This window comes from Coleofasciculus sp. E2-BRE-01 (genome assembly GCF_040221695.1).
GTDB lineage: Bacteria > Cyanobacteriota > Cyanobacteriia > Cyanobacteriales > Coleofasciculaceae > Coleofasciculus.
In genome coordinates this window covers 67,180-82,397 of the sequence record NZ_JAVKEA010000135.1, presented here as the reverse complement: position 1 = coordinate 82,397, position 15,218 = coordinate 67,180, and the positions used below count along the sequence as shown (strand labels likewise).

The window sequence follows — 15,218 nt, the reverse complement described above, 5'->3', positions numbered from 1 at the left end:
TTCCCTTCCCGGAGGTTGGGGGACAGGCTTTTTTGTGGCTCCAGAATGGATTCTCACTTGCGCTCATGTGGTGAAAAAGGCGAAGGGTGAACCGATTCAGGTACGCTGGCAGATGCAGCAGAATTGGTCACAGGCGGTAGTAGAGGAATTGCGCCCTGATCCTTATGATTTAGCGCTGTTGCGGGTGACGCTTCCTATTGATGCTAATCCGCCTTGTGTGTATTTGGATGGGGCGATTCAATCCCGTGATCCGCTCTATCTGTTTGGTTATCCGGATCGAGAGTTTGACAATGGCTGTCCGGTAACGTTTAACTGTGAAGGCTTAACCGGAGATGAGCCAGGGTTAATTAAGTTTGCCTTGGGACAGGTGCGACCAGGGATGAGTGGCGCACCATTGCTAAATCAGCGAACGGGTAAGGTTTGTGGGATGGTCAAGTTTACCCGCGATCGCACTTTGGATTTGGGGGGTGGTGCTGTACCCACGACGGCGATTCTGGAGCAGTTTCCCCAATTGCGCGAGTTTCAGCAGCAGTTTCATCAACGCGATCGCCGCTGGCGGGATTTAGTTCTCAAGACGTCTGAAATCGATGTTCAGCCCTATTTGACGGCAATTACTACTAAATATGAGAAGTGGTGGCAGCTTTACACATTAACCGATGCCGAAAGCAAACAAAGGCAATCTCAGGATGTGACACCGATTTTTGATTTCGGGTTGATCGTGCAGAGGGTGAAAAAGGAGGAACCAGAACAGCCACAGGAAGAGAAAGAGCGAGAACAGCCACAGGAAGAGAAGGTCGAGCGATTTTCCGTCCTGGAAGGGCTTCGCAAGTATGCCCAGGAGCAGGTTTTGTTAGTTGGGCGTCCGGGATCGGGAAAGTCTACGGCGTTGGCACGGTTACTCTTGGAGGAGGCGACGACTGCCCTAAACTCCAGCCCCTCTGCCAACCCCCCTCATTCCCCAGGGCTGATTCATTTTCCCGAAGCCCGTCAGGGACTTAAGTCCCTGCCTAATAGCCCAAGTCGTCTAAAGACGACTCAACCACCAATTATTAGTCCTCTTCAGAGGACTTTAGCTATGAGCCAGGGGTTTGAACCCCTGGCGGATGAGCTTTTGTTGCACGGGAGAGGGGAGTTAAGGAGGATTCCGGTGTTGGTGGAACTGCGTTACTGGCAAGGTTCAATCACCCAATTAATTCTCAATGCCTTTACTCGCAATGAACTCCCCTTAACGCAAGCACAACTGGAAACGGTGTTATCACGCTGTCTCATCCTCTTTGATGGGGTGAATGAGTTGCCCTCAGAGGAAGCGCGATCGCAGCTTGCTGATTTTCGCCGCAATCATCCCAAAGTGCCGATGATCTTCACCACACGGGATTTGAGTCTGGGGGGAGATTTAGGGATTGAGCAGAAATTGGAAATGCAGCCGCTCACTAAAGCGCAAATGCAGGCGTTTATTCGAGCCTACGTGCCAGAACAAGCGGAGGAAATGCTGCGCCAACTGGGTGAGCGCTTGCGAGACTTTGGGCAAACACCCTTACTCCTGTGGATGCTGTGTGACTTGTTTGGGGAGACTCAGACAATTCCAGAGAATTTGGGGTTGGTGTTTCGGTTATTTACTCAGGGGTATGAGCGCAACCTGAAACAGGATGTCGTGATTGAGAGCGATCGCGACTGGTGGAAATCGTTGCTGCAACAGTTGGCGTGGGTGATGATGCAGGGAGAGACGCCAACAGAACTACGGGTAGGGATTGCCCGGGAAGAGGCTGTGCAGGCGATCGCGCAATTTCTCAATGGCAAAGTGGCGTATGGCGAGGATTTTGCCCGTAAGTGTCTGCGGGATTTACAGAAGTATCATCTGATTCAGGCGGGGACAGGCAATGAAGAGTTAGAGTTTCGCCATCAACTGATTCAGGAATATTACGCAGCCGAGGCATTGCGGGAACGGTTGCCAACGTTGAGTGATGGGGTTCTCAAGCGGGAGTATCTCAATTACCTAAAATGGACAGAGCCAATCGCGTTGATGTTGGCGCTGCTGGATGATAGGCGAGCGGTGCAGGTGGTGCAACTGGCACTGGACGTGGATTGGCGGTTGGGAGCGCGGTTAGCAGGGGAGGTAAAGTTAGAGTTTCAGGAACAGACAGTTGGGTATGTGGAGGCGTTGGATGTACCTGCTTGGTTAAAGGTTGAGCATTTGCGGGAGACGCGATCGGAAAGTGCGATTCCTGGTTTGCTAAAATTCGTGGAAGATTCTGACTCTGATGTGCGTAAGATTGCCGCCGATGCGTTCAGTAAAATCGGTTCACAGACGGCGATTCCTGGTTTGATCAAACTCGTGGAAGATTCTGACTCTGATGTGCATAAGATTGCCACCGAGGCGTTAGGTAAAATTGGTTCAGAGACGGCGATTCCTGATTTGCTAAAACTCATGAAAAATTCTAACTATTCTATGCGTAAGATTGCCGCAGATACGTTAGGTAACATCGGTTCAGAGACGGCGATTCCTGGTTTACTAAAATTCGTGGAAGATTCTGATTCTTCCGTGCGTAAGATTGCCGCCGATGCCTTAGGTAAAATCGGTTCAGAGACGGCGATTCCTGCCTTGCTCAAACTTATGGTGATGGAAGATTTTGACTCTCCTGTGCATAAGATTGCCGCCGATGCCTTAGGTAAAATCGGTTCAGAGACGGCGATTCCTGGTTTGCTCAAACTCATGAAACATTCTGATTTTTATGTGCGTTTGAGTGCCGTCCATGCCTTATGTGAAATCGGTTCACAAACGGCGATTCCCGGTTTGCTCAAACTGGTGGCAGATTCTGACTCTGATGTGCGTGAGAGTGCCGCCTATGTCTTAGGTAATATTGGTTCAGAAACGGCGATTCCTGCATTGCTCAAACTGGTGGAACATTCTGACTCTTCTGTGCGTAAGAGTGCCACCGAGGCATTAGGTGAAATCGGTTCTCAAACAGCGATTCCTGCCTTGCTCAAACTGGTGGAAGATTCTGACTCTTCTGTGCGTAAGAGAGCCGCCTATGCCTTAGGTGAAATCGGTTCTCAAACAGCGATTCCCGGTTTGCTCAAACTGGTGGCAGATTCTGACTCTGATGTGCGTTGGAGAGCCGCCTATGTGTTAGGTGAAATTGCCAAGAAAGACACAGAAGCCATCACTCAATACCTCCCCCATCTTCTCACCTTAATCCCAACTGATTCTGGTCAATCTGCTCTTAGAATCATTCTCGCTATCCAAGAGAACTGCAAGTTCTATAACTACGAAATTTGGCAGGAAGCCCTATCTAGAGGATGACGAGGTGACGGGGTGATGGGGATACGTTAAAACATTCCCCTGTTTCCTTTTCACCCAAAAACACAGCATTTCGACTTCAGAACACGGAACTGATCTGGCTCAACCCTGTTCAGGTTTGTCAAACCACCTCAAACCCTGACAAAGGATAAAGGATGATCTCCTCTTTTAACGTTTATTCTGTCCACCTAATTAATAGGGCATGGCAATGCCATGCCCCTACAACGAATTGATTTGGTAGGGGTACGATATTATCGTGTCCTGATCTAGCGCTGAAGAAGGAACTTATCGCGAATCTTCAAATCATACTATATTAAACTAAAAAAGAAGATTACACTAATTGTCATCTTAGACAGGTAGAACCCAATATGAGTCAGTTATCGTCTAATCGCGTCCGTAAAGGCAGAGTATTTCCTGAACGTCGTCTCTCGCCAGAAGAGAAAGCCAAACGCCGCGCAGAAAATGAAAGATTTTATCGAAATTGTCGTGTTGTTTTTGACCGAGTTCAACCTGAGCTTATTAAAAATCACTACGATTGGTTTATTGTCATAGAGCCAGAAAGCGGAGATTATTTTATTGATCCAGATGAAACCGTTGCTCGAAAAAAAGCTGGTGAAAATCATCCTACTTCTAAACGTCTCATTATGCGTATTAATAAGACGGGAACTTGCGGTAGACTATGATTTTAGGCGAGTTTAACAGTAAGGGTGAGTTAATTTTTGAAATTGCTTTAATTGCCGTTGATGGTGATAGTATTCCAATTCAAGCAATTCTGGATACAGGATTTACGGGTTGGTGAGCCATTAATAACCAAGATGCAGAGAGTCTAGGCTGGAAAACTGAACAAAAGGATATGCAAACAGCATGGGGAGAAACACAGTTTAATCTTTACGAAGGGACTGTGCTTTTGGATGGAGAGGAGTTCACCATTGAAGCTTTGGGTGGAGATGAACTGGAGGACAATCACATTTTTTTTTGAGTGCGATCGCGCCGTTTGTAGTAAGGGCTTTAGCCCTTTTTTGCCTTGACCCGAATAATGGTGCGTTACGGCGACATTTCCATTAGAAAGACAATAAATAGGAGTGATTACGCCTAACGCACCCTACGGTTATTACAAAGGACATAAGACAAAGGACCAATGACGAAGCTTATGCAACTGGATTAAATAATTCATATAAATCTAACATAAAAATTGTAGTTTTCTTCTCATTCTCCTGGAGAACCGCCGCATGACTCACCATCGGTAAGCGACGGTTATATTTAGGTAACTTACGAATTAGGTCAGGATTTAATTCAATCAAATTGGGCGGTTCATCGACGATAATGCCAAAGAGATCTCCTTCTATGGGGTTGGTAATGACTAAAAAGGATTGCAAGTTGGTTGAATTGGCGTCATAGTTAGGATTTAACTGTTGATGTAAATCGACAATCCGAATCGTATAATCTCCTATTTGCAGTAATCCCATGGCATTCCAACCACTCTCATTGGATGGTGTGTTTAGCACCTTTAACACGTTATCCATGGGTAATGACATCAGAGAGTCGCTAATCTTAAAGACGATATATTTTTGGGTGTCAGGGGTCATGGTTCATTGATTGGTTAATAAAGGACAGAAAGCAAAAGACAGCAGCACGTTTATCTCTCTCTAGGTAAAAATTTCTCAGAACGTTCTAACCATCTAAGTATTGATGAATTGCTGTACTTTCTCTAACAACTGAGGTTCGAGAAATGGCTTAGTGATATAATCATTTGCCCCTAATTCAGTGGCAATCAAACGATGCTTTTCACTACTGCGAGAGGTCAAAATAACAACGGGAATATTCGCTAATACTGGCTCCTGTTGGCGGTATTTGAGAAACTCAAACCCGTTCATGCGCGGCATTTCAATGTCACAAATAACTAACTGAATTTCCCCATAATTTTGCAGTTGTTCAAGGGCTTCATACCCATCCTTTGCCTGGAGAATCTGATAGCCTGCCTTTTGTAAGGTAAAGGTTAAGCTTTGGCGCACGGTAATCGAATCATCGACAATCAGCACCAGTTGGGGCGATCGCCTGGGGGTTGGCGTAGGGGGTGGCGGTTCAGGTGCAGCAGGTAACGCGGCTGGGCGGGAGGGAGATAATTGTCGCTGGTTGCGATCGGATGCAACGGAGGTGGAACCCGTTAAAGCCACCATTGAGGATTGAAAATCAGAGGTAAACTCTGGCGGGGATTTTGCCGTCTGCTGATCAGCAATCGACTGCATTAATGTGGTTCCATCTAGCACCAGGGCTAACCCGCCATCTGCCAGAATACAACCACCATACACGTAATCTGGAGGTGCAATCATCGATCCCAGGGGACGAATCACTAATTCCTGTTCCCCGACAAGCTGGTTGACTTCCAAGCCTAATAGCCGATTCTGACACCGGATCAAAATCACCGACATTTTCGGACTTTGCTCAACTAACGGGCGTTGAGAGGATAACACTAAGGTTTTCGGTTGAGGAATATGGTAACTTAACACCTCTGCCAACGAAAAAATCGGGATCAGTTGCTCATCCTTGCCAGTACCCCATCGCAGCACTTTCCCTTCATCCCAGCAGCGCAGTCGTTCCGGTGGCGGGATAATGATTTGTTCGATCGCATCTGAGAGTAAAGCATAAGTTTGACCTCCCGCCTCCATCAACAGTAGCTTGGCGATGGTCAGATTTAGGGGGATTTGTAGCCGAAAGGTTGTTCCATAATACGGTTGAGAATATACTGTCACTGACCCTTGCAGGGATTCCACCTGAGAACGCACCACATCCATCCCAATTCCCCGCCCGGATAAATCACTTAACCCGGAAGCGGTGGAAAAACCGGGTTCAAACAGAAACTCCGCGAGTTCAGCAGGTGACAACTGTCTGGCTTTTTCCGCGTCAATTAAGCGCTGTTCCACCGCCCGTTGGCGAATCTTCTCAAAGTTTAACCCTTGCCCATCATCCCGAACTTCAATCACCAAATATCGATTCTGGTGATAGGCATCAATGGCAATAGTACCTTGACGGGTTTTGCCGGATTCTTGGCGAACCTCTGGCGACTCAATCCCATGATCAAAGGCATTTCGGATCAGATGCAGTAAGGGGTCATAGAGTTTCTGCACCACCACTTTATCCACTAATACCTCTGTCCCATCCATGTAGAGTTCCACAGATTTATTGTGGGTGACTTCTAACTGTTGTAACACTCGCGGAAACCGTCTAAATAAGGTTCCCAATGGTAACAGTCGCGCCTCCATCAATGTGTCACGGATACTGGTTAGCAGTCGCCGTTGTTTGTCAAAGGTTTGATTAAATTGACTGGCAAAAACTTCAATCGACTCCGTTGCTTCCGTGAGTTGGGCGGTATCATCCATCAACGACTGGATTAAAAGCTGCGGTTCGTTATAACTATCCAGTTCTAACGAGTCAAATTGATTCGGGATTGTCGTCTGGGGATTTTGCCAAGCTAATGACGGGTTTTCGTTGATCCATTCTCGACGCCTTTTCCCCCGGAGACTCATCCGTTTTTGTTGCGATCGATGCAATTGACGGTCATGCCAATCTTGCAATTCATCCAAGAGTTGTTGATGCTGTTGCAGCCGACTTAATACCAAACGAACCGCTGATTGCAATTGCTCATCCTGGAGGGATTGGCGATTTTGGTAGGTTAAGAGTTCCCCAACGGAATAATTCAAATGTTCTAAATGATCAATATTCACCCGCACCGTTTGCGGCTGCGTTTCCGGAACAGATTCTTGTTGTACCCGTGGCGAAGGTAAAACATAATCCATTAACGGTTCTGCCGCCTCTACTGGAGGAGTCGGTACAGATTCTGGGATTGAGTCCTGAAAATTATTGGCTGGAGTCTTGAAGACGGGAAACACTTCTTCGGATTCCGATTCAGATTCTACCTGAACATCCTCCTCCGTTGTTGATTCGGAAACCGAGATATTTCCCCAAACACTATCCAATAAATCAGCCGAATCGGGTTCCTCAACGCCTTCTGTCTCCGATTCGGATACACTATAATCCTCATACTCATTCACATCGATATCCAGTAAAGGCATCAAATCCGTCGCATCCAGTTGAAAATCTGCCGAATCAGTGATCGGACGTTGCGAAAACTCCTCATCGGGGTAAGCTGAATCCGCTGGATTTGTATCAGACGCCGCAAAATCTGCACTAACCTCTGGATCACTCAGATCCCCTTCCCACACTTGCTGTGGTGCGGCTTCCAGCGGCGCATGATCGGGAATAGCATCCAGCATCCCCGCCAATTCTTGCAGGGATTGAGAGGGTTGACCCCCTTGAGTGCGATCGCCATTCAACACCGCCTTTTGTCCCGCCTGCAAATCAGCTAGGGCGATCTGAGTAATCATTTCCGCCTGATCCGGATAATTCTCCAACGCCGCGATCGCACTACTAGCAATCGCCGCAAATCCCGGTAAATTCATCGATTCCGCCACACCCAGCAACACCTCCGCCTGCGATCGCAAGGTGTCCGCCATCACTGACGGATCATTACTCGCCAAAGCCTCAGTAATTTGATCTAACCGCTGACTCACCCCCACCTCAAAAATGGATTGAGTGACATCAAATCCCAACTCCAACGAACTCGGAATATTCGCTTGTTGATCAAAACAATCACCCAGCTTTTCCTGCAACTTAGCAAACACCGCCGCCGTGCGATCGAGAACTTCCGCCTCATTAATCTTTCCCCCCATCACTTCCGCCGTCAGGGGTAAGCGCAGACATTCATAGCCTTCAAACAGTAACGCCTCCACCTCCGCATCAATCACGACATCGGGATTAAACAGGGTTTTAAAAATATCCTCCAACGAGTGAGCCACCGTTTTAATGGTGTCCAATTCCACACTCGCCGCCGCACCTTTTAGGGTGTGAGTGGTTCGCATTAAATTATGGACTTTATTAACACTAAAATTAACCCGTAAATCGAGTAATTCTTGTTCGATAATACCCATAAGTTCTGGCGCTTCTTCCAGGAAATATTGGTAACTTTGTTCACGGATATTTGGATCATTCATGGGAAAACTGTTGGATTGCGAAGGATGTAGGGGCGGGTTTAGGGACTTGCTTTTCGCTATTGCGGATAACCTTTGTACAAAACCCGCCCTGACTAAGTGTTGAGTGTTGACCCAACGCTAGGCTAAATAATTCTGGTTTGTAGGGGCGACAAGCAACATAAAACCTTTTAAAATCAGGTTTTGAGCGACATTAGTATCTCCAAAGAAAATCCTTATTGACAGATGAAGACCACCCGATGAGATATAGTCAAGCGAAGCGTTGCGCGGGGGGTATGGGGGAGGCGCTCGTCCCCCATCGGGGGGTCTGGGGGGCTGGTCCCCCAGAGACAAACTCCTATTTTTGACCCTATCTGTGACAAGAAGAAATGGGCTAAAAGCAGGATGGCTCAACACTTCAGCTAGCTTATCACCCCGTCAGCCAGCCCTGACTAAATGGTTGGGTTTAGGGGCGGGTTTACTCACATCTGGGTGAGAGAAAAAACGATAGTTGTGAAACCCGCCCCTACAGCATCAATGACCAATGACAAATGACATAAGACAAATGACCAATGACCAATAACCAATGACCAATGACCAATAACCAATGACCAATGACCAATGACAAATGACAAACTATTCAACCTTGAACTGATCCGCACTCATTTGCAGATTTTGCGCCATCGTCAACAAACCTTGGAACGATGAAGACATCTCCATCGAATTTTCCGCCGTTTGATTAGCAATCGTCGCCACCTGAGTCATGGTTCGGGTAACCGACTGTAACTCCTGACTCTGAACTTGAGTCGCTTGAGTAATTCCCGCTACCACCTGACTAATCTGACTCGTAGCTTCCACGATCGCATACAAATACTCCCGCGCTTCGTTCACCTGGTTTGTACCCGATGCCACCTGCTGAATCCCCGTTTCCATAACCGATGACACCTCAGCCGTACCCATCTGGATTTCCTGCACCAATTGGGCAATCTCCGTCGTCGCTTCCGCCGATTGACGCGCCAGAGAACGGACTTCATCCGCAACCACAACAAACCCTCGTCCATACTCACCCGCGCGGGTGGCTTCAATTGACGCATTCAACGCCAACAACTGGGTTTGAGTCGTAAAGTTACTAATCAAATTCACCACTCGCGACACCTTCTGCGTCGATTCACTCAAACGCTTCAGCCGCTTACTGGTTTCCGCCACGGTTTCCCGGATATCCATAATCCCATCCACCGTGCGGTTCATCGCCTCATCCCCAGCTTGAACCGTTTTGTTCGCCTGTTGCACCGCTTCTTCCACCTGTTGAGCGCTAGCCCCCACCGCTTCAGTGGTATTCACCATCATCTGAATCTGTTCCAAGGTGTTTTCCAGCGCCTGGAACTGACGTTGGGCTTGTTGGGCTAATCCGGCGATCGCGGTTTCACTGGCTTGGGAGGTTTGTGCCACTTGGCGCGAGGATTGCTGCACCTGTTGTACAATTGCCCGGAGACTTTGCAGGGTATTGTTATAGGCATCTGCCACCGTTCCCACTTCATCTTCGGTAATCGGCGCTCGTACCGTCAGATCCCCTTGTAACGCCGGACGTACTGCCATTAGCAGTTGAATTACCCCCTGTTGTAATTCTTCCTTCGCCGCTTTCTCCCGTTGCGCCGCCTCCCTCAATTGTTGGGACTGTTCCTGAACTTGTTCCAAGGATTGCGCTTGCTGGAGAGCAATCCCTAACTGAGTTGCCATCTGCGCCAAGAGTTTAACCTCTCCCTCTTCCCAGGTGCGGGGTTCACTGTTTTGATAAACCCCTAGCAATCCCCACAGTTGTTCCCCTTGGAATAAGGGGGCGATGATGTACGCTTTAGTCCCCCACTGATGCAAAATCTCCCGGTTAAACGTCAACTCCGTGGCTTGGCTAATGTCATTAACCGCCGTAGTCTGATTTTGGCGATAAACACCACCCTCACTTTGTTGCAACACCGGATCACTCACCTTTGCCAGTTGGGTACCGACAACCTTGACGTAGGAACCCCCCACATCTTCAAGCACCAATTCCCCACTCCAATCAGAATTAAAGCAATACACCGCCACCCGATCCGCATTCAGCAGGAGTCGCAATTCCTGACTCGTCGCCTGCAACAAAACCTCTGGGTTCAAGGTTCCTTTCTGCAAGCGCTCGGCAATCCGTTGTCCGGTTTTATACAGCAGGTTGATAAAGTTACTTTCCCGTTTCGCTAACTGGGCGAATTGATCCGACTGCTGTTGCACCTTCTCCAGGTAGTAGAGGCGTTGTAATGCCGTTCCTACGCCTTGAGCGACTTGGGTCAATGCGGTGATTTCGGTACTCGTCCAGTGCCGAGGTCCAGTATTTTGATAAGCACAGAGGATTCCCCATAACTCATCGGCGACGAAAATCGGGGCGAGGGCGTAAGCTTTGACCTCAAACTGTTCTAAAATTTCAACGTGACAATCGGAGTGACCCACGGTATGGATATCATCCACGGCAAAGCTTTCCCGATTCCGATAACGTCCCCCTTGAGTTTCCTGTAAATAGCTATCTTCCCAAACAGTGCGGATATCCGGACCGACTAAGGGTGTCCATCCCGTCGCCACCGACTCCGCCACAAACACGCCACTCCAATCTGGTTCAAACTGATAAACCGCCGTGCGATCGCACTTGAGTAGTTTCCGCAGTTCACGAGTGGATGTATTGTAGATGGTGGCGATATCCTCGCCATAGCTCAACTTAGTCAGAACACTGGATACCGTTTCCTGAGTTTGGGCAATCGTCGCTAGCTGCGTGGATTGGTCTTGTAACTGGTGCAGGTACTGGGATTGTTTCAGGGCGATGGACAATTGATAGGCGACCTGCTTAACAAATTCCACCTCTTGGTTTCTCCACTTGCGTGGACCACTGCACTGGTGAATACAGAGTAATCCCCACAATTCGATCCCTTGCATAACGGGGGCGACTAAATTCCCGCGCACCTGAAATTTGGAGAGGGTATCAATATAACAGGGCGCTAAATTGGCGTGATGGATATCGGCAACTGCCCAAACCCGTCCCTTACGATAATTTTCCGCATGTTTGTCACCAAAACAATGGTCGTCAACTGTGATCGACAGGGCTGATGGGAAACCTGCCACCACCCGTTCAGACACCATTTCTCCCTGATCAAACCCCGATTCGGGATCAAAGCGATAAATTCCCACGCGATCAGCCCCCAAAAAGGTTTGTAGTTCCCCACAAGCCGTCTGGAAAATCTGATCCAGGTCTTGAGATTGGCTAATTTTGCTGATAATTTGAGCCGTGACTCGTTCCAAGTCGGCGGTTTTCAGCAGTTGCTGGGATTGGGTTTGTAATTGCTGCAAATAATCTGCCTGTTGCAGCGCTACGCCCAGTTGAGACGCCACTTGTTTGAGCAGTCGGACTTCACCGTCTTCCCAGTGGCGTGTACTTGTGTTTTGAAACGCACTGAGTAATCCCCACAGCTTGTCTTCTTGGAAGATAGACACCACCGCACAGGATTTGACTTGATAGTATTCTAGAGCCTCGACATGACAATCGGTCAGCGTGCCATCGTGAACATCGTCTACCACAAACGGTTCGTTATTCCGGAAGCACCCCCCGTGGTGTTCGTTGAGATAGGGATCTTCCCAACCACTCCCAACTAACTTAGGAAATCCGCCGGACTCGGATTCACAGATAAAGTCACCGAAATAGTCATCCCGGAACTTATAAATCGTCACCCGTTCCACATTCAGCAGTCGCCGCACTTCCTGAGTGGTGGTTTCAAACACCTTGTCAATGTTGAAAGGTTGACGGATTTTATCCACGACTTTGGCTAACGCCCGTTCGCGTTCCGCCTCTTTCACCTGCTGTTCAGATTTAACCTGAATCTGATGCACATATTCGCTTTGTTGTATCGCTAAGCCGAGTTGGTTGGCAACTTGCTTGAGTAATTGGACTTCGCCCTCTTCCCAATGGCGAGTGCTGGTGTTTTGAAACGCACTGAGTAATCCCCACAGCTTTTGTCCTTGGAAGATAGAGACGACGGCGCAGGATTTGACTTCAAAATATTCTAAAGCCTCGACGTGACAATCGGTGAGATTGGCGGTGTAAATATCATCCACAACTAAGGGTTCATTATCGCGAAAACGTCCCCCTTGGTGTTCGTTGAGATAGGGATCTTCCCAACCACTGCCCACGAGTTTGGGAAATCCTCCCGCTTCTGATTCACTGACGAAATCACCGAAATAATCGTCGCGGAATTTATAAATGGTGACGCGCTCAATATTGAGCAGTTTACGCACTTCTTTGGTGGTGGTTTGGAAAATCGTCTCCAAGTCCGTGGTTTGACGAATTTTGTCAATCACCCGGGCGACGGTGCGTTCCCGTTCCGCCGCTTTTGCTAATTGTCCAGTTCGCGCTTGTAAACTGTCCAAATATTCGGCTTGCTGGAGGGCGACACCAAACTGACGCCCGACTAATGCCAGTATGTTAAGCTCTGAAGTATCCCATTGACGGGAACCTGAGTTTTGGAAGGCGGCGAGTAATCCCCAGAGTTTGTCTCCCTCGAAAATGGGTGCGATCGCGTAAGCTTTTGCCTCAAATTGTTCCAACAGATCGATGTGACAGTCAGTCAAACCAGCGGCGTAAATGTCATTCACCCCATTGGTTTCTTCGTAGCGATAACGCCCGCCTCGGGTTTCTTGGAGATGGGTATCCTCCCAAACTGTTTGAATATCCGGACCCACTAAAGGAACCCACCCAGGAGCAACAGATTCGGCGATATACTCCCCACTCCAATCTTGATTAAACCGATACACCGCCACGCGATCGCACTGCAATTGCTGACGGATTTCCCGTGTGGCGCTGCTAAAGACTTGGGGAACATTCAGCGATCGCAAGATGTTCTTGAGAATTTTCGCCGCGACTTGACCGACAACTTTGGTATTTTTGTTTTGGCTGCGGAGTTGACTAAATAGTTCCCCCGGTTGCAGGTTAAGCGCCAGTTCCGTTGTCACCTGATACAGCAGATTAATTTCGGAGTCTTGGAAGGTGCGGGTTCCGGAACATTGCTGAACAATGAGTAACCCCCAGACTTGTTTACTAAACAGAATCGGTAAACTCAAGCTGGCTTTAACTTGAAACCGTTTCAGCAGTTGCAGTTGATAGGGACTGGTTACGCCTTGATACAGATGACTCAGGGTGACAACCTGTTGCTGCTGATACTCGATTTGACTATTCGCGCCAAAGGTTAACGCGGGTAAGGATTCACCCACACAGGGAGTATACCCCGCAACCATAGATTCAGCGCGAACCACACCCTCGGTTTCCGTCTTAAATTGATAAATCAGAACCCGATCAACCTGGAAATGCTCCCGCACCTCTGCCACAGTGGTTTCTAGCAGCGTATCAACGCTTTCAATCGTAGACGCACGACGCATCCGTTGAGCAACCGCTAACAGCCACTTCCGTTGTTCCTGAAAATAGGTTTCGATATTGACACCCATCTCAGGCTGAGACTCATCTGTCACGCGATCGCCATTACTAATTTTATGAGCGGAATCGTTCTCCGCATCAGGGTTGAGTACTTGCTTCGATTGTTCGAGTTCTTGCATAATTTCGATGTGTCTAGTCCTAATATGTCCGCGATCTGCGATCGGAAAAAATGGGGAAAGTGAGGAAGATAGGGAAGGTAGGGAAGATAGGGAAGGTGAGGAAGATAGGGAAGGTGAGGTTAGGAAATTTTTTCACTTTATCCAATAGACATAGCGCGTGAATTAACTCACTATCTCCCCCAGCTCCCCCAGCTCCCCCAGCTCCCTCACTCACGATGCATTTGCCAAAGGGGATAATGGCTAATGGCGTGAATATTCAGTACAATGCCCTGATCTTCAGGGAGGGAACCCAGAATAAACGGCAAAAGTTTAGGCGGAAATACACCCGGAACAGCAGGCTGCAAATGTTGCAAATTGTGGTATTCGATGTCATTAACTTGAGAAACAACCAGTCCTATTGATTGCTCATTCACCTGCACCACTAACACCACCAAAACATCAGCCAATTGCCCTTGTTGGTCTAATGATAAATAGCCCAGCAACTGGCTCAGATCAACCAGCCAAAGCATATCGCCACGCCAGTTGCAGATTCCTAAAACACAACCAGGCATTTCCGGAACAGGCAGAATGTCTCTTACATTAACCCGTAGCACTTCCCCAATTTGTTCCAAGGGCAATAGGGCACTATCTTGGTGACTCATAGGAAAGCGAAGTAACCGCCGCTGTGTTTCTGGGGGTGAAGGTTTAAGGTTGAGTGAATCAAGACTCGTGGTTAAGAGGATTGAGTCAAGTGAATTTGTCATTTGTCATTTGTCATTTGTCATTTGTCATTTGTCATTCGTCATTTGTCATTTGTCATTTGTCATTCGTCATTTGTCATTCGTTGGAGAGCAGAGAGGAAATTAAACTCATAATCAGCACGACTCTTCAACAATGAGTCATCAACCATTAAAGCGCACCAGCAATCAGCTAAACCAACGTAAACTTATTAATGGTTTTCATTAATTCCTGTTGGTCTACAGGTTTAGAGATATAGGCATCAGCACCTAGCATCGAACCCCATAACTTATCAGCATCTGTGCCTTTGGTTGAACACATCACCACAGGAATCTTCTTAGTGTCAATGTTGGTTTTAATCTCGCGGCAAAGTTCAAAGCCACTTTGACCTGGTAAAATAACATCGAGAATCACTAAATCCGGTTTTTGAGCTTTAAGTTTTATATGGGCTTCCTCTCCACTTGTTACACTCACTACGTTAAATCCGGCTTGTCTTAAATAACGAGTCAGTACCTGGGTTTCTGTTACACTATCTTCCACTAAAAGAACAGTTGTCATAGTTA

The 15,218-nt window shown here is 47.9% G+C and carries 9 protein-coding genes; 3 read left to right on the top strand and 6 right to left on the bottom strand.

Annotated elements, in window-relative coordinates; genetic code table 11:
- The 3 genes from RIG66_RS16370 to RIG66_RS16360 all read left to right on the top strand — a co-directional run.
- Positions 1–3,301 (top strand): HEAT repeat domain-containing protein (locus RIG66_RS16370; protein ID WP_446379787.1); only part of this gene is annotated, 3,301 nt, incomplete at its 5' end.
- Between the two features lie 365 nt (positions 3,302–3,666).
- Entirely contained in the window at positions 3,667–3,981 is a 315-nt protein-coding gene (locus RIG66_RS16365) for a hypothetical protein (protein ID WP_446379785.1), read from the top strand.
- A 170-nt stretch (positions 3,982–4,151) separates the two neighbouring features.
- Complete coding sequence (locus RIG66_RS16360; protein ID WP_446379783.1) at positions 4,152–4,277, top strand: hypothetical protein; 126 nt, start codon at positions 4,152–4,154, stop codon at positions 4,275–4,277.
- A gap of 169 nt (positions 4,278–4,446) precedes the next feature.
- On the opposite strand, the gene RIG66_RS16355 is transcribed toward RIG66_RS16360, so the two are convergent.
- From RIG66_RS16355 to RIG66_RS16330, 6 genes are all read right to left on the bottom strand, one after another.
- Positions 4,447–4,884, bottom strand: a complete 438-nt coding sequence (locus RIG66_RS16355; protein WP_446379781.1) for a chemotaxis protein CheW — start codon at positions 4,882–4,884, stop codon at positions 4,447–4,449.
- A gap of 93 nt (positions 4,885–4,977) precedes the next feature.
- On the bottom strand, positions 4,978–8,346 hold the full coding sequence (locus tag RIG66_RS16350; protein ID WP_446379779.1) for a response regulator: 3,369 nt from the start codon (positions 8,344–8,346) through the stop codon (positions 4,978–4,980).
- Between the two features lie 458 nt (positions 8,347–8,804).
- Positions 8,805–8,957, bottom strand: coding sequence for a hypothetical protein (locus RIG66_RS16345; RefSeq protein WP_446379777.1), 153 nt, complete (start codon positions 8,955–8,957; stop codon positions 8,805–8,807).
- Between the two features lies 1 nt (position 8,958).
- A complete protein-coding gene (locus RIG66_RS16340) occupies positions 8,959–13,938 on the bottom strand; it encodes a GAF domain-containing protein (protein ID WP_446379775.1) in 4,980 nt (1,659 codons plus the stop codon).
- Between the two features lie 206 nt (positions 13,939–14,144).
- Positions 14,145–14,681 (bottom strand): chemotaxis protein CheW, encoded by a 537-nt coding sequence (locus tag RIG66_RS16335; protein WP_446379773.1) that lies wholly within the window; start codon positions 14,679–14,681, stop codon positions 14,145–14,147.
- Positions 14,682–14,847: 166 nt separating this feature from the next.
- On the bottom strand, positions 14,848–15,213 hold the full coding sequence (locus RIG66_RS16330; RefSeq protein WP_446379771.1) for a response regulator transcription factor: 366 nt from the start codon (positions 15,211–15,213) through the stop codon (positions 14,848–14,850).
- Positions 15,214–15,218 lie beyond the last annotated feature (5 nt).